Source organism: Kribbella sp. VKM Ac-2569 (genome assembly GCF_004216905.1).
In the GTDB taxonomy this organism is placed as follows: Bacteria; Actinomycetota; Actinomycetes; order Propionibacteriales; family Kribbellaceae; genus Kribbella.
On record NZ_SGXJ01000001.1, the window covers coordinates 2,265,390 to 2,289,953 of the forward strand.

Annotated in this window: 26 protein-coding genes; 13 read left to right on the plus strand and 13 right to left on the minus strand. The window is 68.6% G+C overall.

What is annotated here, in order from left to right; translation table 11 throughout:
• Window positions 1–9: 9 nt before the first annotated feature.
• The 3 genes from EV649_RS10690 to EV649_RS10700 all read right to left on the minus strand — a co-directional run bounded on the left by EV649_RS10690 (window position 10) and on the right by EV649_RS10700 (window position 3,251).
• On the minus strand, window positions 10–1,065 hold the full coding sequence (locus EV649_RS10690) for a sugar ABC transporter permease (RefSeq protein ID WP_130382933.1): 1,056 nt from the start codon (window positions 1,063–1,065) through the stop codon (window positions 10–12).
• A gap of 96 nt (window positions 1,066–1,161) precedes the next feature.
• Window positions 1,162–2,484: an ABC transporter substrate-binding protein gene (locus EV649_RS10695; protein WP_130382935.1), complete on the minus strand. Its 1,323-nt coding sequence runs from the start codon at window positions 2,482–2,484 to the stop codon at window positions 1,162–1,164.
• Window positions 2,485–2,831: 347 nt separating this feature from the next.
• The gene (locus EV649_RS10700; protein ID WP_130382937.1) at window positions 2,832–3,251 is read right to left on the minus strand and encodes a cobalamin B12-binding domain-containing protein; all 420 of its coding nucleotides are present in this window, start codon (window positions 3,249–3,251) and stop codon (window positions 2,832–2,834) included.
• 132 nt (window positions 3,252–3,383) lie between these two features.
• On the opposite strand from EV649_RS10700, the gene EV649_RS10705 reads away from it, so the two are divergent.
• The 4 genes from EV649_RS10705 (at window position 3,384) to EV649_RS10720 (ending at window position 7,188) form a co-directional block, all read left to right on the plus strand.
• Window positions 3,384–4,235 (plus strand): alpha/beta fold hydrolase, encoded by an 852-nt coding sequence (locus tag EV649_RS10705; RefSeq protein WP_130382938.1) that lies wholly within the window; start codon window positions 3,384–3,386, stop codon window positions 4,233–4,235.
• A gap of 350 nt (window positions 4,236–4,585) precedes the next feature.
• A complete protein-coding gene (locus tag EV649_RS10710; RefSeq protein ID WP_130382941.1) occupies window positions 4,586–5,347 on the plus strand; it encodes a M23 family metallopeptidase in 762 nt (253 codons plus the stop codon).
• A gap of 42 nt (window positions 5,348–5,389) precedes the next feature.
• Window positions 5,390–5,908, plus strand: a complete 519-nt coding sequence (locus EV649_RS10715) for a DUF6886 family protein (RefSeq protein WP_130382943.1) — start codon at window positions 5,390–5,392, stop codon at window positions 5,906–5,908.
• Window positions 5,872–7,188, plus strand: coding sequence for a lanthionine synthetase LanC family protein (locus tag EV649_RS10720; RefSeq protein WP_198682386.1), 1,317 nt, complete (start codon window positions 5,872–5,874; stop codon window positions 7,186–7,188). The genes EV649_RS10715 and EV649_RS10720 overlap by 37 nt, the downstream gene beginning before the upstream one ends.
• On the opposite strand, the gene EV649_RS10725 is transcribed toward EV649_RS10720, so the two are convergent.
• The 3 genes from EV649_RS10725 to pcrA form a co-directional block, all read right to left on the minus strand.
• Window positions 7,185–7,745 (minus strand): hypothetical protein, encoded by a 561-nt coding sequence (locus EV649_RS10725; RefSeq protein WP_130382945.1) that lies wholly within the window; start codon window positions 7,743–7,745, stop codon window positions 7,185–7,187. The two genes, EV649_RS10720 and EV649_RS10725, sit on opposite strands and share 4 nt — an antisense overlap.
• Before the next feature lie 98 nt (window positions 7,746–7,843).
• Window positions 7,844–8,746, minus strand: coding sequence for a glycosyltransferase (locus EV649_RS10730; RefSeq protein ID WP_130382947.1), 903 nt, complete (start codon window positions 8,744–8,746; stop codon window positions 7,844–7,846).
• A gap of 107 nt (window positions 8,747–8,853) precedes the next feature.
• Window positions 8,854–11,172 carry a DNA helicase PcrA gene (pcrA, locus tag EV649_RS10735; protein WP_130382949.1) on the minus strand — a complete coding sequence of 773 codons (2,319 nt, stop codon included), beginning with the start codon at window positions 11,170–11,172 and terminating at the stop codon, window positions 8,854–8,856.
• Between the two features lie 82 nt (window positions 11,173–11,254).
• Here pcrA and EV649_RS10740 point away from each other — a divergent pair, with 82 nt between their 5' ends.
• Window positions 11,255–12,124 (plus strand): phospholipase, encoded by an 870-nt coding sequence (locus EV649_RS10740; protein WP_130382951.1) that lies wholly within the window; start codon window positions 11,255–11,257, stop codon window positions 12,122–12,124.
• Here the strand turns inward: EV649_RS10740 and EV649_RS10745 are convergent.
• Window positions 12,121–12,477 carry a hypothetical protein gene (locus EV649_RS10745; protein ID WP_130382953.1) on the minus strand — a complete coding sequence of 119 codons (357 nt, stop codon included), beginning with the start codon at window positions 12,475–12,477 and terminating at the stop codon, window positions 12,121–12,123. The two genes, EV649_RS10740 and EV649_RS10745, sit on opposite strands and share 4 nt — an antisense overlap.
• 97 nt (window positions 12,478–12,574) lie before the next feature.
• On the opposite strand from EV649_RS10745, the gene EV649_RS10750 reads away from it, so the two are divergent.
• Window positions 12,575–13,171 carry an ATP-dependent Clp protease proteolytic subunit gene (locus EV649_RS10750; protein WP_130382955.1) on the plus strand — a complete coding sequence of 199 codons (597 nt, stop codon included), beginning with the start codon at window positions 12,575–12,577 and terminating at the stop codon, window positions 13,169–13,171.
• Entirely contained in the window at window positions 13,168–13,776 is a 609-nt protein-coding gene (locus EV649_RS10755) for an ATP-dependent Clp protease proteolytic subunit (protein ID WP_130382957.1), read from the plus strand. Before EV649_RS10750 ends, EV649_RS10755 begins: the two co-directional genes overlap by 4 nt.
• On the opposite strand, the gene EV649_RS10760 is transcribed toward EV649_RS10755, so the two are convergent.
• Complete coding sequence (locus tag EV649_RS10760; protein WP_130382959.1) at window positions 13,773–14,843, minus strand: serine hydrolase domain-containing protein; 1,071 nt, start codon at window positions 14,841–14,843, stop codon at window positions 13,773–13,775. The genes EV649_RS10755 and EV649_RS10760 overlap by 4 nt on opposite strands.
• Before the next feature lie 43 nt (window positions 14,844–14,886).
• Between EV649_RS10760 and EV649_RS10765 the strand changes: the two genes are divergently transcribed.
• Together EV649_RS10765 and EV649_RS10770 are read left to right on the plus strand one after the other, a co-directional pair.
• Entirely contained in the window at window positions 14,887–15,612 is a 726-nt protein-coding gene (locus tag EV649_RS10765) for a PIG-L deacetylase family protein (RefSeq protein WP_241997968.1), read from the plus strand.
• 40 nt (window positions 15,613–15,652) lie between these two features.
• Window positions 15,653–16,387, plus strand: coding sequence for an alpha/beta hydrolase (locus EV649_RS10770; RefSeq protein WP_130382963.1), 735 nt, complete (start codon window positions 15,653–15,655; stop codon window positions 16,385–16,387).
• Here EV649_RS10770 and EV649_RS10775 read toward each other — a convergent pair.
• The gene (locus EV649_RS10775) at window positions 16,370–17,698 is read right to left on the minus strand and encodes a C1 family peptidase (protein ID WP_130382965.1); all 1,329 of its coding nucleotides are present in this window, start codon (window positions 17,696–17,698) and stop codon (window positions 16,370–16,372) included. The two genes, EV649_RS10770 and EV649_RS10775, sit on opposite strands and share 18 nt — an antisense overlap.
• Window positions 17,699–17,834: 136 nt before the next feature.
• On the opposite strand from EV649_RS10775, the gene rpsR reads away from it, so the two are divergent.
• Window positions 17,835–18,077, plus strand: coding sequence for a 30S ribosomal protein S18 (rpsR, locus tag EV649_RS10780; RefSeq protein WP_130382967.1), 243 nt, complete (start codon window positions 17,835–17,837; stop codon window positions 18,075–18,077).
• A 305-nt stretch (window positions 18,078–18,382) separates the two neighbouring features.
• On the opposite strand, the gene EV649_RS10785 is transcribed toward rpsR, so the two are convergent.
• From EV649_RS10785 to EV649_RS10795, 3 genes are read right to left on the minus strand one after another with little or no spacing between them, the layout of a single operon-like run.
• Window positions 18,383–18,871, minus strand: coding sequence for a GNAT family N-acetyltransferase (locus tag EV649_RS10785; RefSeq protein WP_130382969.1), 489 nt, complete (start codon window positions 18,869–18,871; stop codon window positions 18,383–18,385).
• Between the two features lie 21 nt (window positions 18,872–18,892).
• Window positions 18,893–19,534 (minus strand): response regulator transcription factor, encoded by a 642-nt coding sequence (locus EV649_RS10790; protein ID WP_130382971.1) that lies wholly within the window; start codon window positions 19,532–19,534, stop codon window positions 18,893–18,895.
• Complete coding sequence (locus EV649_RS10795) at window positions 19,531–21,021, minus strand: ATP-binding protein (protein WP_130382973.1); 1,491 nt, start codon at window positions 21,019–21,021, stop codon at window positions 19,531–19,533. The genes EV649_RS10790 and EV649_RS10795 overlap by 4 nt, the downstream gene beginning before the upstream one ends.
• 182 nt (window positions 21,022–21,203) lie before the next feature.
• Here EV649_RS10795 and EV649_RS10800 point away from each other — a divergent pair, with 182 nt between their 5' ends.
• The 3 genes from EV649_RS10800 to EV649_RS10810 all read left to right on the plus strand — a co-directional run bounded on the left by EV649_RS10800 (window position 21,204) and on the right by EV649_RS10810 (window position 23,979).
• Window positions 21,204–22,496 (plus strand): PspC domain-containing protein, encoded by a 1,293-nt coding sequence (locus EV649_RS10800; RefSeq protein ID WP_130382975.1) that lies wholly within the window; start codon window positions 21,204–21,206, stop codon window positions 22,494–22,496.
• Entirely contained in the window at window positions 22,493–22,681 is a 189-nt protein-coding gene (locus EV649_RS10805) for a hypothetical protein (protein WP_130382977.1), read from the plus strand. Before EV649_RS10800 ends, EV649_RS10805 begins: the two co-directional genes overlap by 4 nt.
• A gap of 152 nt (window positions 22,682–22,833) precedes the next feature.
• Window positions 22,834–23,979: a Cmx/CmrA family chloramphenicol efflux MFS transporter gene (locus tag EV649_RS10810; RefSeq protein WP_130382979.1), complete on the plus strand. Its 1,146-nt coding sequence runs from the start codon at window positions 22,834–22,836 to the stop codon at window positions 23,977–23,979.
• On the opposite strand, the gene EV649_RS10815 is transcribed toward EV649_RS10810, so the two are convergent.
• Window positions 23,940–24,545 (minus strand): CGNR zinc finger domain-containing protein, encoded by a 606-nt coding sequence (locus EV649_RS10815; protein ID WP_198682387.1) that lies wholly within the window; start codon window positions 24,543–24,545, stop codon window positions 23,940–23,942. The genes EV649_RS10810 and EV649_RS10815 overlap by 40 nt on opposite strands.
• Window positions 24,546–24,564: the final 19 nt, after the last annotated feature.

Below are 24,564 nucleotides of genomic sequence, written 5' to 3' on the forward strand. Positions count from 1 at the left end.
CCGTTGCCATCAGAATCCACCTCCACCGGATGCCACAGCACCGACCGAGGCGTTGGTCGTGTCCTGGACCGCGTTCTTCTTCCGCCACCGCTTGCCGTTGCCGCCGCCCGGCTTCTTGACTCGGGCCTCACCGATCACGTCGGCGCCGAGGATCTTCACGAACAGGTACGCGACCACCGCGACGTAGATGAACAGCACCGTCGCATAGGCCGCGGCCGGGCCGAAGCGGACATTGGACGCTTCGTCGTACGCGAGCATCGAGAGCGTCTCGACCGAGTTCTTGTGCTGGCCGACCAGGACGAACGGCAGGTCGAAGATCCGCAGCGTGTCGAGGATCCGGAACAGCACTGCCACCAGCAGCGCCGGCTTCACCAACGGCAGCGTGATCCGGGTGAAGGTCTTCCAGGCGTTCGCACCGTCGACCTTCGCGGCCTCGTAGACCTCGGCCGGGATGGTCTGCAGCCCGGCCAGGACCAGGAGGCCGATGAAGGGCGCGGTCTTCCAGGTGTCCGCGACCACCACCGAGAGCTTCGACTGCCAGCCCTCCGTCGACCACAGCACCTGGGTACCGATCAGGGTGTTGGCGATGCCGTCGGCCTGGAAGATCCACTTCCAGAGCAGCGCCGAGATGACGGTCGGGATCGCCCATGGGACCAGGATGCTGGCCCGGACGATGCCCCGGCCCTTGAACGCCTTGGCCATGATCAGCGCCATCGCCACACCGAGGACGGTCTCCAGAACGACGCACACCACGGTGAAGAACGTCGTGTTGTAGAACGCGTTCCAGAACCGGTCGCCGGTCTCGCCGCGGAAGATATCGAGATAGTTGTCGAGTCCGACGAATGTCGAGCCCTTGACGATGAAGCCGTTCTCGTCGAGCCGCTGACCGCTCTGGAACAGCGATTCGCGCAGCGCCGAGATGATCGGGAACAGCACCACGACGCCGAGCACGAGCAGCGTCGGGGAGAGCAGGACCGCGGCCAGCCGGCCGGTGCCCTCGTCGAACCGCTGCTGCTTCTTCGGCTTACTGGCCGGTCGTTCCGTGACCGGCGCGCTTGCAGTCACCTGTGCCTCCTTAGTTTCCCGGACGAACCCGGGCAGGGACTGGCCAGGGCCGGTGCGTGGTCACAACCTCCCCACACACCGGCCCCGGCACGACGGTCAGTTGGTGATGAGTGTCTGCAGCTTCGTCTGCAGGTCGGCCAGCGCCTTGTCCGGCGCCACAGTTCCGTTCAGCGCGTCGTACGCCGCCGACTGGATCGCGGACGTCACGTCGCCGTACTTGACCACCCGCGGCCGGGGCTGCGCGTTCCCGATCGAGGCCTTCAGCGGCGCCAGGTACGGGAACTGCTTGTTCAGGGTCGCGTCGTCGTACAGCGACGCCCAGCTCGGCGCCTGCGACGTCTTCTCGATGTTCGCCTTCTGGCGCTCTTCGCTCGCCATGAAGTTGATGAAGTCGAGCGCGGTCGCCTTGTTCTTGGCGAACGAGCTGATCGCGTAGTCGTGACCACCGAGCGACGAGACACCCGGGCCGGTCTTGCCCGGCAGCGCCGCGACCGCGAACTTGCCGGCCACCTTCGAGGACCCGTCGGTTGCCTGCGCCTTCGCGTACACGTACGGCCAGTTGCGGTGGAACAGCAGCTTGCCTTCCTGGAAGGCGCGGCGGCCCTCCTCTTCCTTGTAAGTGTGCGCGGCCTTCGGAATGGCGCCGACCTTGAAGCCGTTCACCAGTTCCTCGAGACCAGCCTTGGCCTCCGGCGTGTTGACGTTCGGCTTGCCGTCCTTGTCGACGATCACGCCGCCGGCCGAGTTGACCGCCTCGGCGAAGTTGACGGTCAGGCCCTCGTACTTCTCGTACTGGCCCGCGTAGCAGCTCATACCCTTGGCCTCAGGCAGCGCGGCCACCTTCTGGCAGTCGGCGAGCATCTCGTCCCAGGTCTTCGGCGGCTCCGCGATACCGGCCTTGGTCAGCAGGTCCTTGCGGTAGTAGAGCAGGCCACCGTCGGAGGTCACCGGCACGCCGTACAGCTTGTCGCGATACTTCGCCGTCTCCACCGTCGCCGGGATCAGCTTGCCCAGGTCGGGGACCTTGTCCTCGGGGATCGGGGTGACCCACTGGTTCGCCGCGAACTCCGACGTCCAGACAACGTCCATCGACAGCACGCTGAACGCGTCGGACTGGGCCTGCGCGTTCTGGATCATCTGCTGCCGCTGCGCGTTCGCGTCCTCGGGGAGCTCCTTGAGCTCCACCTTCTCGTTCGGGTGCGACGCATTCCAGGCATTGAGCTGGTTCTGCAGGTTTCCGGACGTGTCCTTGCCGCTGGCAAGGGTGATCGGCCCCCGGCCTTCGAGCGCTGCGGCCGAGCTGCCCCCGCCGCCGCTGCTTCCGTCGTCGCCACTACCACACGCGGTGGCGAGCAGCGCGAAGCTGCTTGCGACGGCAACGAATGCCGTCCTGCGTGCGTGTGATCGTTCAAACCTCATCGTTTACCTGCCCTCTCCCGATGACATCGCTTGGTCCTGCGGTGGCCGATCGCAATCCCCCACCACACTGCGATCCGCCATGTCCGGACAGTAACCGAGATCGGGGGCGATGTGTTCTGAGCCACACGTGTTCCGTCTCGGCGGTCTCTGAACCGGACAGCCGCATGGCTGTATGCGACCGCGTTTGGGAAGCCCGCACAACCGGGCATTTCCTAACGATTCGGTATTACCGATTAGTAACCTTGCTGAACCGGGCAGGACCGTTCAGAACGACTCCGGGCAGTCGTCATCACGCTCCGGAGCGGATTCGCGACTCCGGCAGCTCACTGGGGGCGTCCGGGCGGACCTCAGGCCGGGGACGCCGACGCGTCGCCGACGTGGCCCCGGACCCACTCGACGATCTCGGTGGTCGTCGCGCCCGGGGTGAAGATCTTGTGTACGCCGAGCTCGGCCAGCGGCTGCAGGTCGGCGTCCGGGATGATGCCGCCGCCGAACACCACGATGTCCTCGGCTTCCCGTTCGGTCAGCAGCTCGCGGACCCGCTTGAACAGCGTCATGTGCGCGCCGGACAGCACCGACAACCCGATCGCGTCGGCATCCTCGGCGATCGCGGTCTCGACGATCTGCTCCGGGGTCTGGTGCAGCCCGGTGTAGATGACCTCCATGCCGGCGTCCCGCAGGGCACGGGCGACGACCTTGGCGCCACGGTCGTGACCGTCCAGACCGGGCTTGGCGACGACAACGCGCAACGGGCTCGTAGCAGACATGTGGGCAGGCTAACCGCTGCGTTCCTCACGGATAAGACACGGCGCCGTGTGTTCCCCCACACGCCGAACGGGAACCGGTTACCGTTGAAAGTGATCGGACCACCGGGGGGTCTGGTTTGTGAGGAGGCGCGCATGGGCTCCTGGCAGGACGATGTCCGCGGCGCACTGGACGGACTGGCGTACGGCGCCCGCTCGGCACTCTCGCCCAGCGTGCTGCACGGCGCGGCGGTCGAGCTCGGCTGGCTGACCACACACCTGGCGATGTACCCGCTCGGTCTCGTCAGCAATTCTCCCGCGCTCCCCGCGCGACTGAACCTGACCGGCCTCGGTCCGGCCCAGCGCGGCCTGCTGGTCAGCGACATCCGGGCCGCCGGTACGCCGATCCTGCTCGCACACGGGATCATCGACAACCACACGGTCTTCGCGATGATGCGCCGGCACCTGGTGCGCCGCGGATTCAGCAGCATCCACACGTTCTCGTACTCACCGCTGACGCTGGACGTACGGCGTACCGCGGAACGGATGGGCCGTGAGATCGAAGCGATCTGCGAGGCGTCCGGATCCGACCAGATCCATGTGATCGGGCACAGCCTCGGCGGGCTGATCGCGCGGTACTACATCCAGCGACTCGGTGGCGACGCCCTCGTGCACACCTGCGTCACGCTGGGGACGCCGCACCAGGGCACGGCCGCGGCCAAGCTGCTGCCGTGGCCGCTGGTGAAGCAGGTCCGGCCGGACAGCGACCTGATGGCGGAGCTGGACGAGCCGGCGCCGGACTGCCGGACCCGGTTCGTCGCGTTCTACAGCGACGTCGACCAGTTGATCGTGCCGCAGCGCAGGGCCCGGATCCGGCACCCCGATCTGGTGGCGAGTAACGTCCGGGTGCACGGCGTGGGCCACCTGTCCCTGCCGTTCCACGGCGAGGTCGTGCACCGCATCACCGGCGTACTGGCCCACCTGGACGAAGAACCCAAAACTGCCTGACCAGGAAGCCTTCTCAGCGATTCCGGCCGATGCACGTGCAGCAGCTCATGCAAAGGTTTCGTGAAGGACGTGCGGAAAAGTGGGTGGCGGGGTTTGTCACCCCGTGACCCTTCCGTTATGGTCTGTGAGTCCTCCCGGGGAATAAACCCCTCGAGAGGAGGAGAGAGCTTCCCCCTCGCTTTCCCCTAGCCCCTCCCCTGTGACCGAAAGGCCACGTTGTGTCCCAGCACCGTGCCGCGGGAGACCGCGTCACGCCCGGCAACGCTGCGCGCAAACCCGGCGCAGGACGTCATAGTGCCAAGCATCGCGTCGCCAGGCGTAATACCCCCACCAGCTCCCAGATCGTCGGTTTGACCGCTGCGCTCGCCGCAGCAGCCGGTGCTGTCGGCTTCAGCCACAGCTCGCTGGCGTCACCGACCCAGGCCAACTCCGCGGTGAACCTCGCCGCGCTCAGCCTGGACAGTGGGCAGCAGTTGTCCGGTATCACCACGGCACGCATCCAGGCGCGCCAGCTCGCCACCCGTGACTCCTCCCGGGTCCAGCTGGCCGACACGACGACCACCAAGAAGCAGTCCGCCGCCGCCAAGCTGGCCCAGGCCCGAGCCGCGAAGCTGACCGCCACCCAGGCCCTGACCGCGAAGCGCGCGAGCGCCCTGGCCACCGCGAAGGCGAAGGCCGAAGCCGCCGAGCAGAAGGCCCGTGAGTCCGCCACCCGCTGCGAGCTGATGGTCTCCGGCTACCACATCACCGCGACGTTCGGGCAGGGCGGCAGCCGCTGGGCCCGCAACCACACCGGCACCGACTTCGCCGCCCCGATGGGCACCCGGATCGGAGCCGTGATGAAGGGCGTCGTGATCTTCGCCGACTGGGCCGGCCCGTACGGCCGTCAGGTCCAGGTCCGGCACGAGGACGGCACCGTCACCTGGTACAACCACATGTCGAAGTTCAGCGTCGAGGTCGGCGAGACCGTGTACGCCGGTGACCAGGTCGGCGCGATCGGCATGACGGGTAACACCACCGGCCCGCACCTGCACTTCGAGGTCCACCCGGACGGCGGCGAGGCGATCAACCCGATGCCGTGGCTGCGCGACCACTGCGGCCTCAACCCGTAATTCCCGCGCACCGCAACACCGCCTCTGGCTAAGCTGCCGCGCATGCGTCCGGCTGCTGGTGAGGTTCTGCACTTCTCCGAGGATCCGACCATCGAGATCTTCCGGCCGCACGTCGCAAAGACGGCGCAGCAGGCCACGGCGTACGTCTGGGCCGTCGGCCACGACCGCGCGCCGGACTACTGGTTCCCCCGCCAATGCCCGCGAGCGATGGCCTGGGTCGGACCGAACACCACTCCTGAGGACCGCGACCGGATCATCGGCGTCGGCTCCGGCTCCCGCGTCCACGCCGTCGAGTACGGCTGGCTGGAGGCGATGCGCTCCGTCGAGCTGTACGCGTACCGCCTCCCCGCCGACGCCTTCGTCGAGCACGACGCCGCCGTCGTCGCGACCACCGAAGTACGGCCTCTCGGTACGCCGGAACGGGTCGGTGACCTGTTCGCGCTGCACGAGGAGGCCGGGATCCAGTTGCGTGTCCTGCGGCGGTTGCACGACTTCTGGGCCGCGGCCACCGCCAGCACCCTCGAGTGGAGCGGCATCCGGCTCCGGAACGCCCAGCCATGACGTACGGCGAGATCGGCGAGACGGCCTGGGGTTGGGTCATGGACCAGGTCCGGTGGGACGACGACGGCCCGTGGATCCCCGAGTTCGCCGGCGACGAGCAGCCGACCGCGGAGGACCGCGACGGCATCCACAACGGCATCGGCGGGCTCGCCCACACGCTCGCCGAGATCCGTCTGACCCGGCAGTGGACCGCTACCGAACAGGACCTTGCCGTTGCGATCGCGGACCGCATCCGTACGACGATCCCGACGACCACGAGCACCACCTTCTTCGGGGGACTGGTCAGCTCGATCGGAGTGCTCACCGCGCTCGACCAGGCGGGCACGAGCGCCGCGCTGGAACGCCTTCAGGCGTTGGCGACCGAGGACGGCTGGCCGGAGAGCTTTCTCGACCAACCGAGGTACACCCCTGGTGCGGTCGCCAACGACGTCACCCTCGGAACGGGCGCGATCCTGCTCGGTGCCTTATGGGCGAACCGCTGCGGTGACGACGCCTCGGCGCTGGCCAACCGGGCCGCGGACCTGCTGCTCGGTGAACAGGAGAAGCCGCCCACCGGGGTCAACTGGCAGTTCGTGTCCCGCCGGTTCCGCACCGACGAGCCGACCGAGATGCCGAACTTCTCGCATGGTCTCGCGGGGATCGCGGCGGTGCTCGCCGTGGCCGGCGTGGAACTCGGGCGGCCTGAGCTCGTCGATGTGGCGCGGCGCGGGGCCGAGCACCTGGTGACGCTCGGGATCAACGACGACAAAGGCTTTCGGGTGCCGCGGGTGATTCCGTGGGCGGAGCGGCACGGCGACGAGTACACGTTCAACTGGTGCCACGGCGGTGCCGGGACCGCGTCGACGTTCAGTGCGCTCGAGTACGCCGACGTACCGCAGATCGCCGGTGCGACGCCGCAGACGTGGCGTCACCGGTGTTTGGACAGCGTCCGGTACTCCGGCATCCCCGAGCGGCTCCATCCGGGTTTCTGGGACAACGACGGCCGCTGCTGCGGTACGGCGGGTGTCGGTGACGCGTTCCTGGACGCGTGGCATCGCGACGGCGACGAGCAGGACCTGGAGTTCGCCGTACGGATGGGTGACACGTTGCTCGACTATGCCTACCCGGAGGGGTACTGGCGGTTCGTCGAGCACCACAACGAGGATCCGCTGCTGCGGCCGGGCGTCGGCTGGATGCAGGGCGCGGCCGGAATCGCGGCGTACCTGTTCAGGCTGCAGCGGGTGCTCGGCGGCGATCAGCGCGTCGTCGAGCGGATGGAGAACTGGTTCAGCCTGGGTTAACGCTGCCAGACCTCGGCGGTTGTAAGGAACGCTGACGAGCCCGGCTTGTCCGGTGAGCCGTCGACCTGAACGAAACCGGGCACCGAGGCGCCGCCGATCGAGACGGTCGCGGAGCGGACCGGGGCGATCACCAGGCTGAGGCTGTGGTTGCCGTCGGCAAGCTGGAAGTTGTCGGTCGCGAACAACCGCCGGTCCAGTACGCCGCTCATCTCGATCTGGATGTCCGCGGCCTTGGCGCTCAGCCCGTCGGCCAGGTTCATCGAGACCTGGACCAGGTCCCGTTCGACGGCCGGCTCGTGCCACGGCAGGCCCTGGACCTCAAGGAACGAGCGGACGAAGTACTGCTCCAGCCAGGAGGCGAGATCGACGTCCTCGGACACCACGCGGACGATCCCGTCGAACCACAGCACCACCGCCGTACCCGAGCCGCGGATCGACCAGTCGACCATCCAGATCGACGCGTACGCCGTCACCTTGCCGTTCTCGTCGAACAGCCGCAGGCCAGGATTCGCTCCCGCCAGGATGATCCGGCGGTTACTGGCCGACGACTTGGACATGGGCTGGAGCGCTTCCGGGAGGGGGCCGAAGACCCTTGATTGTCTCAATCTCCGGGTCAGATGCAACGCAAACGTCCGAAAGCTTCACCTCGATCTGCTCACGGTCGCCATGGATGGGCCCGCTCGGCGGCGGCGACCGGGTCATCCGGCCAGACGATCGGGTGGGTGGCGACACCGGCGCGGCCCGGTAACGCCCGCGCCGACTCGACCGCGGCCAGCAGGGCCTCGGCGGTCACCGCCGGGGAGTAACGCTCCGTGATCCAGTCCCGCGCCGCACCACGGACGGGATCCTCCGCCGGTACGTCGACCAGCTCCAGCGCCCGGTCCGCGAGCAGATGCGGCCGCGCGTCGTCGATCCGCCAGGTTCCCGGCGCCTCGAACAGTTCCTCGCCGCCCCCGGCGGGGTACCCGACGACCAGGCAACCGGCGGCGAGCGCCTCCGCGACGGGCAAGCCGAATCCTTCGGAGATCCCCAGTGCGACGAACACGGAAGTCCGGCCGAGCGCCTCGACCACCTGGCTCTCGCTGAGCTCCGCGAGCACAGCCAGGTGGACTCCGTCGGCTCGCGGGTCGTTCCGCAGCAGCCGTTCCAGCACCGACGCCTCGAGCGGGCGACGCCGGGGCATCCAGGCGATCTGGCGGGTGCGCGCCAGTCCGGGCCGGAACAGGTCGGCGTCGATCGGATTGGGCACCAGGCGGACCGGGAGTTCGGGGTGCAGCCGGCCGAGCACGTCACGGCTCTCCTGCGACACGGCCCAGACCTCCGGCGCCGGGTCCCAGCCCGGATACCCAGCGGTGTCGCGCCAGGACCAGAAGGTCAGGAAGTGGTTCTGGTTGAAGATCACCTTCCGCACACCAGGCGCGGGATCCACCCCCGGCAGCAGGTACAGCTCCGGTACGACGAGCAGGTCGCCGGCGCCCAGCTCGAGCTGGTCGTCCCCGAGGATCGGCGCGCTCGTCTCGAACCACGGCAGCCGATAGCCCGGCGTACGGAACCACAATGCGGCGTCGATCCCCGCGGCGCGCAGAAGCTCGACGTGGCGTGCCTGAACCCGGATCCCACCGCCAGGAGAGTCGGGCTCCTTGACGGCGTAGATGACCCGCGGGCTCAGATCTTTTCCACTGGGGCGTACCGGAGCAGGAGTCGTTTCACGCCCTCGGAGCCGAAATCTATGTCGGCCTGGGCCTGCTGGCCCTCTCCGCGGACCACCACGACGGTGCCCATCCCGAAGCTGTCGTGCACGACCCGGTCGCCCGGGTTCAGGCTGATCACTGGTTTGTCGGACGCTGTCCTGCGGGCCGGCTCGTAGCGGCTCGGGATCCCACTACCGCGGGTCGTCCCGGTGCCGGACCACCTGGTGATCGCGGACTCGTCGCGACGCCAGTCGAGCAGCTCGGCGGGGAGCTCCTCCAGGAACCGGGACGGCGGGTTGTGCTGGGGAGCGCCGTACGCCGAACGCACGGCGGCCCGGGAGAGCGCCAGCCGCTGCCGGGCCCGCGTGATCCCGACGTACGCGAGCCGGCGCTCTTCCTCGAGCTCCTTCAGATCCGTGAGCGACCGGGAGTGCGGGAAGACGCCGTCCTCCATGCCGGTCAGGAACACCACCGGGAACTCCAGGCCCTTCGCGGTATGCAAGGTCATCAGCGTGACCACGCCGCCGTCGTCGGCCGCGTCCGGGATCTGGTCGGCGTCGGCGACCAGCGCGACCCGCTCCAGGAAGGCCTGCAGGTCGGCGGCCTCGCCGGCGGCGGTCCGCTCCTCGACGAACTCGCGTGCCACCGAGATGAACTCGTCCAGGTTCTCCAGGCGGGTCTCGTCCTGCGGGTCCGGGGACTTCTGCAGCGTCTCGTAGTACCCGGAGCGGTGCAGGGCGACGTCGAGGATGTCGTCCGGCGGGGCTCCCGAGTCGACCATCGCGGTCAGCTCGTCGAGGATGTCGACGAACGCCTGGACGGCGTTCACCGAGCGCGACGCCATCGCCGGCGCATCCTCGGCCCGGCGCATCGCCTGCGCGAACGAGATCCGGTCCCGCTGGGCGAGCGCCTCGATCGCGGCCTCGGCCCGGTCGCCGATCCCGCGCTTCGGCTCGTTCATGATCCGGCGCAGCGAGACGGTGTCCTCCGGGTTCACCAGAACGCGCAGGTACGCGAGCGCGTCGCGGACCTCCTTGCGCTCGTAGAACCGGACGCCGCCGACCACCTTGTACGGATGGCCGGTCCGGATGAAGACTTCCTCGAACACCCGGGACTGTGCGTTGGTCCGGTAGAACACCGCGACGTCGGACGGTTTCACGCTGTCGGCGTCGGCCAGCCGGTCGATCTCGTCGGCGACGAACTGCGCCTCGTCGTGCTCGTTGTCCGCGACGTACACCGCGATCTGCTCGCCCTGGCCCTGGTCGGACCAGAGGTTCTTCGCCTTGCGGCCCTCGTTCCGGCTGATCACCGCGTTGGCCGCGGTCAGGATGGTCTGGGTGGAGCGGTAGTTCTGCTCCAGCAGGATCGTCTCGGCGCCGGCGAAGTCCTCCTCGAAGGCGAGGATGTTACGGATGGTCGCCCCGCGGAACGCGTAGATCGACTGGTCGGAGTCGCCCACCACCATCAGCTCGGCGGGCGGTGCCGTCGGATCGTTGCCGGCGGGGGCGTCCTCACCGCAGAGCTCGCGGATCAGCGTGTACTGCGCGTGGTTCGTGTCCTGGTACTCGTCGACGAGCACGTGGCGGAAACGGCGCCGGTAGTACTCACGGACCTCGGGGAAGGCCTGCAGCAGGTTGACCGTGGTCATCAGCAGGTCGTCGAAGTCGAGGGCGTTCGCCTGGGCGAGCCGCTCCTGGTAGATCCGGTAGCACTCGGCGTACGTCTCCTCGAGATGGTTCTCCGCCTTCGCGGCCGAGGTCTCGTGGTCGATCAGCTCGTTCTTCTGGGTGCTGATCCAGTTCAGCACGGCGCGCGGGTTGTACCGCTTGACGTCCAGGTCGAGCTCGCGGCAGACCAGCGTCATCAGCCGGCGCGAGTCGGTGTCGTCGTAGATCGAGAACGTCGAGTTGATCCCGAACCGCTTGATGTCGCGGCGGAGGATCCGAACGCAAGAGGAGTGGAACGTCGAGACCCACATCAGCTTCGCCCGCGGGCCGACCAGGTCCACCACCCGCTCGCGCATCTCCGCGGCGGCTTTGTTGGTGAACGTGATGGCCAGGATCGAGCCGGGGTGCGCGTCGCGGGCCGCCAGCAGGTAGGCGATCCGGCGGGTCAGCACCCGCGTCTTCCCCGACCCCGCACCGGCCACCACCAGCAGCGGTTTGCCGGCGTGCACCACGGCGGCGCGCTGCTGCGGGTTCAGTCCCTCGAGCAGCGCATCCGGGTCGGCCCGAGACGTCTTCGACTCCTCCAGCGGCACCGGGAGCTCATCAGGCGAAAACAGCGTAGTCATCACTGAACACCTTAGGCGCTCCCCCAGACACTTTCCGAAAACGGGTTCGAACCGCGCGTCCGGGACTGCGAGGATCAGCCTCATGGATGCCTCCGAGCTGCGGTACGACGACCTGGTGGACCGGGTCGAAGTCCTCTACTACGACCACCGCTACCGGGCCGCCGCGGACCTGGTGGACGCGGAGAGCGACGGGCTTGAGCCGTGGGCCGCCGAACTCGCCCACCTGAAGGCCTGCCTGCTGGGCGCGGACGGTGACGCCGACGGGGCGATGCGGGTGTTGCAGGACGCGAGTACGGCGGGTGCGTGGTGGCGGTCGGCGATCCTGGTGGATGACGACTTGGAGGCTTTGCAGGACCGCGCGGAGTTCGCTGAGCTGATCAAGGTGTCGGAGGCGCGGGTTGCTGACGAACCAGTCCCTCCGTTGGTCGTCCTACCCGACGGGGAGCCGGTTGGGGTGGTGGTGGCGCTTCACGGGGCGGGGCAGCGCGTGGGGCATGCCCGGCGGGATTGGGGTGGGGTGGTGGAGCTCGGGTATGCCTTGGCCTGTGTGCAGTCGTCGTACCGGATGTCGCCGATGTATCGCACCTGGCCCGACCCCGAGCAAGCACGCGCAGACATCGCCCGTGCGCTCGCCGAGGTCGCAGGCCTGCCGCTGATCGCGGCGGGGTTCTCGGCGGGTGGGCGAGTGGCGCTTGACTGGGCGCTCACCGGGCGGCCGACGGCTGTTGCCGGTGTGGTCGCGTTGGCGCCTGCGTTGCGGGAGCTTCCGGCGTACGCCGACGGGAAGTTGTCGCCGGCAACGATCTGGATCGGGACCGACGACGATCTGCTCGAGGTCGTGGACGGTGCGGCCTCGAAGCTCACCGGGTTCGGATGCAATATCGAGCGACTGCCGGGACTCGGTCACACGTTTCCGGCCGGCTTCGACGAGTTGTTGGCCGGCGTTCTCTAGGACTGCTGGCGGGTCAGGTGGAGGACCACCGGAGTGCTGGCGCCGAGCCAGTGCATCTTGGCGTTGTGGTCGTCGTACGACGTGATGCGTAGGCCGGGGACGCCTTCGATCGTGCCCTCGTAGTCCTTTGCGGCCAGGTGGGCGACGACGTCGGCGAGTTCCGGGCCGTCCATCCACTCGATACGGGCGAGGTCGGGGCGCGCCTGCCACATGTCGACCCAGGCGGCGGGATCCTCGCTGAACAGCGTCGTACGCAGGATCATCGACACCGCGCCGAGCAGCGTCGCGGCCGGGGTGGCGGTCAGTTCCAGGAGGGTGCGCTCCTGCTCGGACAGGTCGTCGGTCAAAATCACCCGGAGGAGACTGCCACAGGAACGGCTTTGCTGTGGGCAGACTTGCCGTCAGCAGAAAAGCTGGGATCGTGCCGTTCGCCCGGTCAGTGTGGATGACATGGCAGAAGACATGAAACCGCCGCTGTTCAACGAGTCCGCCCGGCAGCGGCTGCTCGGGCAGCGGATCGTCGTACTGGACGGAACCCTCGACGACGACAACGGGACCTTGCTGGCCACCCAGATCCTCACGCTGGCGGCCGAGGACCCGGACACCGACATCGCGTTCTGGATCCACTCGCTCGGCGGTTCGGTGCCGTCGATGCTGGCGATCCGGGACGTGATGCGGCTGGTGCCGTGCGACGTGTCGACGCTGGCGATCGGGCTGGCCTGCAGCGCGGGGCAGTTCCTGCTGTCGGCCGGTACGCCGGGGAAGCGCTACGCGTTGCGGCACGCCCGCGTCCTGATGCACCAGGGCTCGGCCGGCATCGGCGGATCCGCCGTCGAGATCGAGATCCAGGCCAACGACCTGCGGCACATCCGCGACACCGTACTCGGGCTGATCGCCGAGGACACCGGGCAGCCGTTCGACATCGTGCACGAGGACTCGCTGCACGACCACTGGTACACCGCCGACCAGGCCCGCGAGTACGGCTTCATCGACCACATCGTCGAGTCCTTCGACCAGGTCATGCCCAGGAAGGCGGCAGCAGCATGAGCAGCTACACGATCCCGAACGTGATCGCCCAGCATCCCCGCGGCGAGCGGATCATGGACGTCTACTCGCACCTGCTGACCGAGCGCGTGATCTACCTCGGCACGGGGATCGACTCCGGCGTCGCGAACGCGATCATCGCGCAGCTGCTGCACCTGGAGACGGACAATCCCGAGGCGGAGATCAACCTCTACATCAACTGCGAGGGCGGCGACATGTCCGCGATGCTCGCGATCTACGACACGATGCAGTACATCCAGTCGCCGGTCGCGACGTACGGCGTCGGGCAGGCGATCTCCGCCGGCGCGGTGCTGCTCGCGGCCGGTACGGCGGGGCGTCGTGCGCTCCTGCCGCACGCGCGCGTCGTACTGCACCAGCCGGCCGGCCGTGGGCAGGGCACGATCCCGGACCTGATCCTGCAGGCCGACGAAGTGGTGCGAGTCCGCGCACAGGTCGAGGAGATCCTGGCTCGGCACACCGGCCAGTCCATCGAGCGGTTGCGGCACGACACCGATCGCGACCACGTGCTGACCGCGGCCGGCGCCAAGGAGTACGGCATCGTCGACCACGTGATCAGCGAGCGGACGGCGGTTCCGGTCCTCACCTAGTCGGCGGCTGCGAGCACCTTGTCGGCGACGGCAGCGTGGTGCAGGAGGTCGGGCTGCGGACGGCCGACCCGGTTGGTCAGGTACGCGTACGCGATCTGACGATCCGGGTCGGCCCACCCGATACAGCAGTTGCTTCCGTTGTGGCCGAACGCCCGCGGGCTGCTCAGTGACCCCAAGGACGACACGGCACCCTCCATCCACCGCGGGCCGCCGAGCTGGAAGCCCTGAGACCACCGGACCGGTGCCCGCGCCACCGGGTCGTACTCGCCCTCGCTGGTCGGCTCGAGCGCGGTCGCGAGCGACTCCGGCCGCAGCAGCCGCCCCTCGAGCAACGCCTGATAGAGCTCGGCCAGGTCGCGTGCGGTCGTCGAGATCCCGGCAGCGGGTACGACGGCCTCGCGCGTACTGCGGCGGTTCACGACGGACTGGATGAACGGCCCGATCGGACCGGACGCCCGGATCGGCACGTGCCGGTCCCAGAGCTCGTCGGGCAGGCCGAGGTACGTGTCCGCGACGCCGAGCGGTTCGAGGACGGTACGTCGTACCAGCTCGTCGATCGGCGTCCCGCTGCAGCGCCGTACGACCTCCCCGAGGATGAACCCGAACGCCAGCGGGCTGTACGCGACGGTCCCGATCGGCCACCGCGGCTTGGCCTCCTCGATCCGGCGCAGCGCACGGTCCCAGTCGGTCATCGCACGGACCTCGCCGACGTACGAGCCCGCGTTCGAGACGCCGGACCGGTGCCGCAGGACCTCGCGGACGGTGATCTCACGTTTGCCGTTGCGCGCGAACTCCGGCCAGTACGCCGCGATCGCGTCGTCGAGATGCAGCCGCCTGGATTCGACCAGTTGATGGACCACGATCGCGAGGTACGGCTTGCTTGCGGAGAAGAGCCAGAACAACGCGTTCGGTGAGCACCCGAAGGAGCGGTCGACCACCGTCCGGCCGCCCCGGACGACGCACAACTGCGCGACCCCTCCCCGTGCCTCGATCAGACCGATCGCCTCCGCGAGACGGTCGTGGTCGAAGCCGGCGTCCTGGGGGTCGCAGACCCCACCGAACTCCATAGGTTCAACTGTGCCTGCCTGGGCAAACGGCTAGGGTCTGGCTGTGAGCGTGCCCGAGGCGAATCCGCGACCAGATGACGAGATCGAGCGGATTCTGGTGGTCGTCGCGCACCCGGACGACATCGACTTCGGCGGCGCCGGCACGGTCGCGCTGTGGACCAAGGCCGGTATCGAGGTCCAGTACTGCATCGTCACCGACGGGCAGGCCGGTGGTTTCGAACCGGATCGGGACCGCGCCGAGATTCCCGCCGTACGTCGGGCCGAGCAGACAGCTGCCGCGCAACACGTCGGGGTCCGCGACCTGCACTTCCTCGGGTACGAGGACGGATCTGTCGAGCCGACCGCAGAGCTCGTCCGCGACATCAGCCAGGTGATCCGCAAGGTGCGCCCGCAGCGGCTGCTCACGCAGTCGCCCGAGCGCTCGTGGCACCGCCTGCAGGTCTCCCACCCCGACCACCTGGCCGCCGCGGAGGCAACGGTCCGGGCGTTCTACCCGGCCGCCGGGAACCCGTACGCGTACCCGGACCTGACCGAGGAGGCGTGGGAGGTCGGCGAGCTGTGGATGATGGACCACCCGGTCGCGAACCACTACGTCGATATCACCGACACCTTCGACCAGAAGCTGGCGGCACTGATGTCACACACCAGCCAGCACCGCGACCCGGACGGCCTCCGCACCGGCATCCGCCGCAACTTCGCCGCCGTCGCCACGGCCGCGGGCTACCCTGCCAACCACTACGCGGAAGCCTTCACCGTCGTCCGCGTCTAATCGGTTTGCCTGCGGGCGGTACGACGTACAGGGTGCAGCCATGACGATTTCTTACGACGTGACCGGGGACGGCCCGGATCTGCTGCTCGTGCACGCGGGCGTGGCCGACGCCCGGATGTGGGCCCGGCAGGTGGAAGAGCTGAAGTCGAGCCATCGGGTGATCACGCTGGACCTACGCGGGTACGGCGAGACGCCGGTGGAGGCGGGTGCCAAGTACTCCGACGCGGGCGACGTCCTCGCGGTGCTCGACGCGGTCGGGTCCAGTGCGGTGATCGCGGTCGGGGCCTCGTACGGCGGGTACGTCGTACAGCAGGCCGCGAGCCGGTCGCCCGAGCGGTTCGCCCGTCTCGTACTGCTCTGTGCGCCGACCGACAACGTGGAGCCGGACGACGAGCTCCGGGCGCTGTGGGGCGAGGAGAACAAGCTGCTGGAGGCCGGCGACGTCGACGGCGCGACCGACCTCACCGTGCGGCGCTGGATCGGTCCGGACGCCGACGACGACGCCCGCGAGCTCCTGCGGGCGATGCAGAAACGCGCCTTCGACCTGCAGCTCGCCGCAGGCGACGACCTGGAGAACGAGGAGTACGCCGTCGAGCCCGAGAAGATCGGCGCGCCGGTGCGATTGATCACCGGCGCGCACGACTTCAAGTTCTTCACCGACAGCGCGGACTACCTGGCGGAACGGCTGCCGAACCCGGAGCGCATCCACCTCCCGTGGGCCGGCCACCTGCCAACCCTCGAGCGCCCCGCTGAGGCGTTAGGCCTGATCGGCTAGCGCACCCATCGGGTCCCAGGCGGGGAGGACGATCGGGGCTTCGTCCAGGCGGGCCTGCAGGTCGGCCGGCAGCGCAGACCGGCGTACGGCGACCTCGAAGACGTGCTCGCCGAACCACGAGTCATTCATGGTCCAGAAACCGCTGTCGGCCTTCTCGTCGCCCCAGCTGTTCTCGACCCGCCAGCGGCGCGGCTTGCCGTCCACCACGTCGACGCCGGTGAACAGCATCGCGTGCGTCATCAGCGTTTCGTGGTGCACGAGCCGCTCGGCCTTGTCCAGCGTGAACTCGGTGTCGTACACCGCGCCGTAGTCGTACAGCTTGGCGTCCCAGAAGCCGAGGTCGGAGTTCATCTGCTTGCCGACGTCGCAGCCGAACCAGACCGGCTCGCCGCCGACGATCGCGTCCTGGGTGAGCTGCTTGATCAGGTCGATCTCGACGTTCAGGTACACCACCGGCGGGGCGTCGATGACGTTGCCGAGGTAGTCCACGGTGAAGGTCCGGCCGACCGGGCTGGTCTCCCGCGGGTCGTGCACGAGACAGACGTACTCGTCGACCGGCAGCTGCACGTACGCCGCCGCGAACTCGGTCGGCGTGGTCCAGCCGTCGCGGTGGAAGCCCTTGTCGCTGTCCTTCCACTGCCACAGGAACTTCTGCGGCGGCGTACCGAGGTGGATGCTCAGCACCCGGTGCACGGTGGTCAGGATCTCCCGCTTACGGTCGCGGCGCGCGTCGTCGGTGTCGAGCGCCCGCAGGTCGCGCGCGCCTTGGCGAAGCAGCTTGCGGAGAGCGTCGTTCAGCTGCGCGGTCGCGGACGAACTCTCGGTCTCCGGCATCGCCGTCTTCGGCACCAGGCCGTGCTTGCGGACCACCGCGATGAACATGTTCCACTGGCCGCCGTCACCGATCGGGTCGGACAGCAGGTGCGCCACCGTCCGGTCGTCGGCGTCGCGGTCCGCGGTGTCGATGATCGCCTCGAGGAAGAAGTTCGAACGCTCGAACTTGTCCCAGAACAGCACGTAGTTCTGCGAGAACTCGAAGTCCTTGACCCCGAGCTTGTCGGCCGCGCCGGCGCGGAGCAGGTTCAGCCCCGCGAACAGCCAGCACCGACCGCTCTTCTTCTGATTGGTGACCTTCCAGTCGTCCAGCAGATTGGACACCGAGTGATCCATGGACGTGACGACCTGGCGATCCAGGGCGATGCTGTTGACCGGCGTCTGCGTGACGGCGTTCTGCATCACCCGGTACTGCGGGTTCGATGCGAACTCCTTCTCGAAGAGCGCGAGCTGATCGGCTGTGAGATTCCGCTCCATAAGAGTCGACGGTATAACAGCCGCCAAGCCCGGACCGAAGGATCGGAGTGGCGAATCGATGCCCTGGCCGAAACACGCCACCGCTGAGACCTTGCGCTACGCTAGTTGAAAACGACATTCAACAAAGGAGGCCGTCATGGCCCGACGCCCGGTACCCACCGGCAAGCGCAAGCCGAAGCAGAACCCACTGGACCGCGACGGCATCACCTTCATCGACTACAAGGACACCGCGCTCCTGCGAAAGTTCATCTCCGACCGCGGCAAAATCCGCTCCCGCCGAGTCACCGGCCTGTCCGTCCAGCAACAGAAACAAGTAGCCCGAGCCATCAAAAACGCCCGCGAAATGGCCCTCCTCCCCTACACCTCCTCCGGCAGGTAAGCCCCCACGCGATCAAGCTCTACAGGACTCAAACGACCCGCCTGCCCGCTGTCGACGGAGCCCATGACAGCCTGATCTACGGACCGGGGAGGATTACCCGCCGGATCCGGTACGCGAGCCTCCCCACTTGAGCCGGTTCGGCAACTCCGACGACCGTCGGCTCCCGAGGCGGAGTGCGTGACGGACGGTTGGGAAACAAATTTGCACATGCCGACGATTTCTTTCCCACCACCGGGGTTGAGAGCCGGCCCCCGCCCTTAACCGAACGGTGTTGGGGTTAACCCGACCTCTGGAACTATCAGGCTCTAGGTCAGTTGCTTGCGCATCAGAGTGATCCGCGTTTCGTAGCGGGCCGTGGATCCGTCCGCAGCCTCTTGGTCCCACGAGCCGATCTCGTTGCCGCTCACCACGTAGCCCAACCGCTCGTACAAGCCGCGCGGTCGCGACCTGTTGTCGTCCACGCCCAACTCGACCCAACCGAGTCCGCGGGCTCGAGCTCGCTGTTCCAACGCCCCGATCAGGACTGATCCGATCCCACATGAGCGCAGCTCCGCCTGGACCGACAGTTGCCAAATAGTCGCCGCGCCGGGCGGTTTGGTGTAGTCGACCCCACCAACCGCAACAGGCAGACCGGAAGGCGGACAGACCGCCAAGTAGTCGACCTCGCCGCGACGGGCACGTCGGATCGCTTCGGCTACGTACGCAAGATCCGTCGCTGTCCCGTACCAGCCGCAGGCGGGCAGGTCGGCGTCGGTCAGGTCGCGAACGGTAAGCGGTACGACAACCTCGGCCATATCCGGTGCCCTGGCGCGTGATTACACCAGGCGGCGGTCGGTGGCCCAGCGGGTTAGTTCGTGGCGGTTGGAGAGTTGGAGTTTGCGGAGTACCGAGGAGACGTGGGTCTCGACCGTCTTCACCGAGATGAAGAGTTCGCGGGCGACCTCCTTGTACGCGTAGCCCCGCGCGATCAAGCGCAGTACCTCACGCTCCCGCTGTGACAGCCGGTCCAGGTCCTCGTCCACCGAGGCGATGTCGATCGCGCCGGAGAAGGCGTCCAGGACGAAGCCGGCCAGCCGCGGCGAGAACACTGCGTCGCCGTCGGCGACCCGGTTGATCGCGTCGACCAGCTCGGTGCCGGAGATGTTCTTGGTGACGTACCCGCGGGCGCCGGCCCGGATCACGCCGATCACGTCCTCGGCGGCGTCGGAGACCGACAGCGCGAGGAACTTGATGTCCGGGTGCCGCTGGTGCACCTGCTTCATCACCTCGGTGCCACCGCCGCCCGGCAGGTGGACGTCGAGGAGTACGACGTCCGGCTCGGTGCCGACGATCGCCTTGACCGCGCTGTCGACGTCGGCTCCCTCCCCGACGATGTCGACAGCGGTGCCGATCTCGCTGCGTACCCCGGCCCGGAACATGTCGTGATCGTCGATGACTACGACGCGCCTGCTGCTCATCTGTCCATCTCCAGTCGCACTTCGGTGCCTGTCTCGGAATCGGACCGCACCGTCGCGCGTCCGCCGTGCCGTTCCATTCTGCCCATCACACTGTGCCGCAAGCCGAGCCGGTCGTCCGGGACCTCGTCCACCTCGAAGCCCTTGCCGCGGTCGCGGACGAACATCTCCACCCGGTCGCCGTCCACCTCGACGAACACGTCGATCTTCGCGGCACCGGAGTGCTTGGCGGCGTTCACCATCGACTCCCGGGCGGCCCGGACCATCGACGCCAGTGGTTCGGTCAGGTCGCAGTCGCCGACCGTGACCACCTCGATCGGTACGCCGTGCGAGTCCTCGACCTCGGCGGCCGCCTGCTTCGCGGCGCCGACGATCGTCTGGTCGGCGTCGTGTTCCTCGTCGTACAGCCAGGATCGCAGCTCGCGCTCCTGCGAGCGCGCCAGCCTGGCGACCGCCTTCGGGTCCTCGGCCTGCTTCTGGATCAGTGCCAGCGTCTGCAGCACCGAGTCGTGCAGGTGCGCGGCCATGTCGGCGCGCTCCTGCGAACGCACCCGCTCCGCGCGCTCGGCGTTCAGGTCCCGGCTCAGCCGGTGCACCCACGGCCCGGCGATGACCCCGATCCCGACCACGGCGAGCAGCAGCGCGATCAGTACGTCGCCGACCATCGAGAGCCGGCCGTTCTGTACCAGGAACAAGGTGACCGCGGTGCCGAGCAGGATCAGCCCGACAGCGATCCGGATCAGCGACTTCCAGCCGCCCTTGCCGAGCACCAGGCCGAGGATCGGGACCCGGACGTCGCGCGTCCACTTGTCCTTCTGGCTCTCGTCAGCCTGCCGCCAGATCAGCGCCAGACCGGTCGCGGCGAACACCAGCGGCCAGAACAGCTTCCCGGCGATGCCGAGCCCGGCGACCTGCAGGAGCAGGACCAGGCCGATGCCGATGGCCACCAGCGCGGGCAGCTGGCCGCGGCTCTTCTCCCGCTTCCGCTGCTTCGCTTCGGCGACCGGCGGCGCCGGTTCATCGGTGCGTAGCCCTTTACGTGTGTGCGCGGCCAGCCCAGGCGCATCCGGCACGGTCTCCGGCGCGAGCGGCATCAGGAACCACAGCGCCGCATAGATCAGTACGCCGAAGCCGCCGGACACCGTGGTCGCGATCAGCACCAGCCGTACGACGGTGTCCGACACGCCGAGGTGGTCCGCGATCCCGCCGGCCACACCGGCGACGACGCGTCCCTCGGTACGGCGATACGCCCGACGAGTCGGCTCCGCGGCCGGTCGTGGCGGCGTGGACGAGTACGCCGGACCACCCGAGCCGGCGTGCTGGTTGCCCATCCGCGCGGCGTAGGCGGCGTACGGGCCTTGGTACTGCCCCGGGCCCTGCGGTCCCCAGCCCTTGAAGCGCCACTGATCCTGGTTCTGCCCAGGCGGCGGCTCGGGTGGGGCTCCGTTCGCGGAGGACCCGCCCGGGGGCGCGGCTGCTGGCTGGCTCATCACAACGATCGTCACATGTGGACCGGCCCGACACCAGCAGGCTTGTCCCGGGCCGCCTCCTCAGCGCCCGCCCGCTGGGCTCAGGGTCGGCTAGGGGAGAACCCCGATTTCCAGCGACTCCGGGGGTCCTCAGGGGGTATCCCGGATGTGATGCGGGGCGAATTCGCGCGAGTATCGATGACATGGAGCAGAACCAGAGTGGACCCGCCGGGTTCGACCGCAACCGCCTGCAGAACCCCCAGAGCTGGCGGCGCAGTAGGTCGGACCGCTGGGTCGCGGGTGTCTGCGGCGGCATCGGCCGCGCGCTGAACATCGACCCGGTGCTGGTCCGCGTGGTGATGGCCGTCCTGATCATCAGCGGTCCGGGCGTGATCTTCTACATCGCCGCCTGGGTCCTGATGCCCGACGAGGGCAGTGACCGCTCCGCAGCGCAGGGCGTGCTCGGCGACCGGGTCCGGACCGACCACCCGTGGTTCTGGCCGGTGGTGATCGGCGCCTGCGTGTTCTTCGCGATCGCGATGATGTCGTCGTTCAACTTCGGCCGCTTCGTGCCCGGCCCGCTGATCGTGGTGGGCGTCATCTGGCTGATCGCGAAGCAGCGCAAGGGCAACAACAAGCAGGGACAGCGCCCGCAGGACACGGTGCCGCCGGCTACTTCGGCGTACTTCGGTCCGCAGCAGACCACGGCGTACACGCCTCCTCAGAGCGACCCGTCAGCTCCCCCGGCGGGTCCGTCGTCCTCGGCCACACAGCGACCCCAGGACCGCACCGTCGAACCGGTCCAGCCTGTGTGGACCGAGGACGACCCCCTCGGCCTGTACGTCGACGAGCCGGCCGGCACCACCTCGCCGGTCGCGAGCACCCCCGCCGGGCCGCCTGCCAAGGGCGTGCGCGGGATCAAGTCGATCATCGTCGTGCTGACCGGCCTCGCGATCGGCATCGCCGCGCTGGCGGGTGCGCCCACGGCGACCATGCTGATCATCGGCCTGGCCACGCTCGGCGGCGGCATGCTGCTCGGCGGGTTCGTCGGCCGCACGCTGGCCCTGCTGCCGCTCGGCATCCTGCTGGCCATCGGCGCCATCGCGAGCACGGTGTTCGCCGGTGTGCCGCGCAACTTCGCCGACACCAACTACGTCGCGCCGTCCACCCAGACCATCACCGCGACCGGGACGAGCTACGAGTTCGACGCCGGGTCGGTGCATCTGGACCTGACCCAGGCGAAGTTCGGGCCGGGTGCGAAGGTCGTGGTCCACGGCGGCCTCGGCGATGTGGTCGTCAAGCTCCCGCAGGACGTGGACGTGCAGGGCACGGTGTCGACCGAGATGGGAGACGTTGCCTTCCTCAACCAGCACGAGGAGGGTCATAATGCCGAACTGAAGCTGAACGACCTCGGCATGGACGGCAAGGCCGGCCCGCAGCAGGTCACCCTGGACCTGGACCTCAGGCTGGGCAGTATCAAGGTGGAGCGCGGATGAGCCAGCAGCGAAAGACCAAGCCGGACGTGCCCGGCGTGGTGGCCGGCACGGTCCTGACCGGTGCTGCCACGATCTGGATGCTGACCGACAACGGCGTACTGCAGACCGACGACCTCGGCGTGACGAGCGCCCTCCTCCTGGTCGCCGGAGGCCTCCTCGGCCTCGCCGCATCCCGCCGCGCCTAACTCGGTGGACGGTGGGTGTGCCGGTTCTCTAAGCTCCAGGCCGTGACCAGCCCGGAGGCGGACAGATCGTAACCACCGGCCGTTCCGTGTAACTCGCCCGGAACCGCCGGAGACGACTCATACCCGTCTTCTGATGGTTGCGGAGCATTTCCATGCCTTTCGTGCTGTATCTCCTTGGCCTGGCCGTTTTCGCCCAGGCGACCTCTGAATTCATGCTCTCCGGGCTCGGCCCGGACATCGCCCAGGACCTGGGCGTCTCGATTCCCACCGCCGGCTGGCTGACGTCCGGGTTCGCGCTCGGGATGATCGTCGGCGCCCCGGCAGTCGCCGTACTCGGCGCCCGCTGGCCACGCCGCCGGACGTTGCTCGTGACGCTGACCGTGTTCCTCGCGGTCCACGTGGTCGGCGCGCTGACCAGCGACTTCACCGTTCTGCTGATCACCCGGGTCCTCGCGGCCCTCGCGAACGCGGGCTTCCTGGCCATCGCCCTCGCCACTGCCGCCGCCCTGGTCCACCCGGACGCGAAGGGTCGCGCGACCTCCGTCCTTCTCGGCGGTACGACGCTCGCGTGCATCGTCGGCGTACCGGCGGGTGCCGTGCTCGGCCAGTACCTCGGCTGGCGGTCCGCCTTCTGGGCGGTCGCGCTCATCTCGCTCCCGGCACTGCTTGGGATCCTGCGCACCGTCCCGGACCGTACAACCGGCCCGGCGACCGTCGGGCGGTTCACCGTGTCGCCAAGGCTCGCCGTACTGCTGATCCTCGGCGCCCTCGTGAACGGCGCGACGTTTTGCTCGTTCACCTACCTCTCGCCCGTGCTCACCGAGGTAACCGGACTTGGGGCGGGATGGGTTCCGGTGATGCTCGCGCTCTTCGGTCTCGGCTCGTTCGCGGGCGTCACCGTCGCCGGCCGGTACGCCGACCGTCGCGACGACCGACTCGTACTCGTTGCCGGCGGCATCTTGCTGCTCGGATGGTGCGCGTTCGCCCTCACCACGGCGTACGTCGTACCGGCTGTCGCCCTGGTCCTCGTACAAGGCGCGCTGTCCTTCGCGGTCGGCTCGACGCTGATCTCGTACGCCCTGTACGCCGGCACCGAGTCGCCCGTCCTGACCGGCGGACTGGCCACCGCCGCCCTCAACGTCGGCGCTGCCGCCGGACCGCTGCTGGGCGGCCTCGCGATCGGATCCGGAACCTTCCGCGGCCCGCTCTGGGTCAGCGCGGGACTGGTGGGTGCGGCACTCTGCCTCGGATGGGCGGCTCAGGGCTGGACGCGACGAGCAGCACGCCGCGTGACATAGCGGCGCATCTTCTGGTTGACGCCGCAGATCTCCATCGAGCACCAGCGGCGACTGTTGTTCTTGGACTGGTCCAGGAACAGCCAGGGACAGCCCGCGCAGCGTTTGATGCGAGTCGCGCGAGGGCCGGTGAGCAGCTCGTAGGCGGCGAGCGCCACCGGCCACAGCGGCGACTCCAGCTCCTCCATCGGCCAGACCGGGCGGCGGTCCACCAGGTCGGCGTGGTCGACCGCCGTACGGACGAAGGGGCGCAGCTCGGTCCATCCCTCCAGCTCGCGGCCGTCGGCGATCGAACCCGCCGCCAGGTTGATTGCCTCCCGCAACTGATGGGCCCGGCGGACTACGGCCACCGCCCGGCGTGGCGCCGTACGGAGCAGCAGGCGATCCGCGTCGGGCCCGGTCAGCAGGCCCACTCGCAGCGACCAGTGCAGCAGCGAGCGGTAGTCCGCGATGTGGTCGTGCCGCAACGGACCGACGGGATCGTCGACCGTGTTGGCGAAGTCCAGCGCGAGGTCGCCCGCGACCACGGGCAGCTCGCGGATGCCTGGAGGGAGCTCAACTGTTTCCATCAAAACGCATTTTATCAGT

Bases quoted from the DNA above. Each gene is read 5' to 3' on its own strand.
- EV649_RS10695 (WP_130382935.1), bottom strand. From the start codon at position 2,484: ATGAGGTTTGAACGATCACACGCACGCAGGACGGCATTCGTTGCCGTC.
- EV649_RS10700 (WP_130382937.1), bottom strand. From the start codon at position 3,251: ATGTCTGCTACGAGCCCGTTGCGCGTTGTCGTCGCCAAGCCCGGTCTG.
- EV649_RS10705 (WP_130382938.1), top strand. From the start codon at position 3,384: ATGGGCTCCTGGCAGGACGATGTCCGCGGCGCACTGGACGGACTGGCG.
- EV649_RS10715 (WP_130382943.1), top strand. From the start codon at position 5,390: ATGCGTCCGGCTGCTGGTGAGGTTCTGCACTTCTCCGAGGATCCGACC.
- EV649_RS10725 (WP_130382945.1), bottom strand. From the start codon at position 7,745: ATGTCCAAGTCGTCGGCCAGTAACCGCCGGATCATCCTGGCGGGAGCG.
- pcrA (WP_130382949.1), bottom strand. From the start codon at position 11,172: ATGACTACGCTGTTTTCGCCTGATGAGCTCCCGGTGCCGCTGGAGGAG.
- EV649_RS10740 (WP_130382951.1), top strand. From the start codon at position 11,255: ATGGATGCCTCCGAGCTGCGGTACGACGACCTGGTGGACCGGGTCGAA.
- EV649_RS10750 (WP_130382955.1), top strand. From the start codon at position 12,575: ATGGCAGAAGACATGAAACCGCCGCTGTTCAACGAGTCCGCCCGGCAG.
- EV649_RS10755 (WP_130382957.1), top strand. From the start codon at position 13,168: ATGAGCAGCTACACGATCCCGAACGTGATCGCCCAGCATCCCCGCGGC.
- EV649_RS10760 (WP_130382959.1), bottom strand. From the start codon at position 14,843: ATGGAGTTCGGTGGGGTCTGCGACCCCCAGGACGCCGGCTTCGACCAC.
- EV649_RS10770 (WP_130382963.1), top strand. From the start codon at position 15,653: ATGACGATTTCTTACGACGTGACCGGGGACGGCCCGGATCTGCTGCTC.
- EV649_RS10775 (WP_130382965.1), bottom strand. From the start codon at position 17,698: ATGGAGCGGAATCTCACAGCCGATCAGCTCGCGCTCTTCGAGAAGGAG.
- rpsR (WP_130382967.1), top strand. From the start codon at position 17,835: ATGGCCCGACGCCCGGTACCCACCGGCAAGCGCAAGCCGAAGCAGAAC.
- EV649_RS10785 (WP_130382969.1), bottom strand. From the start codon at position 18,871: ATGGCCGAGGTTGTCGTACCGCTTACCGTTCGCGACCTGACCGACGCC.
- EV649_RS10790 (WP_130382971.1), bottom strand. From the start codon at position 19,534: ATGAGCAGCAGGCGCGTCGTAGTCATCGACGATCACGACATGTTCCGG.
- EV649_RS10795 (WP_130382973.1), bottom strand. From the start codon at position 21,021: ATGAGCCAGCCAGCAGCCGCGCCCCCGGGCGGGTCCTCCGCGAACGGA.
- EV649_RS10800 (WP_130382975.1), top strand. From the start codon at position 21,204: ATGGAGCAGAACCAGAGTGGACCCGCCGGGTTCGACCGCAACCGCCTG.
- EV649_RS10805 (WP_130382977.1), top strand. From the start codon at position 22,493: ATGAGCCAGCAGCGAAAGACCAAGCCGGACGTGCCCGGCGTGGTGGCC.
- EV649_RS10810 (WP_130382979.1), top strand. From the start codon at position 22,834: ATGCCTTTCGTGCTGTATCTCCTTGGCCTGGCCGTTTTCGCCCAGGCG.
- EV649_RS10815 (WP_198682387.1), bottom strand. From the start codon at position 24,545: ATGGAAACAGTTGAGCTCCCTCCAGGCATCCGCGAGCTGCCCGTGGTC.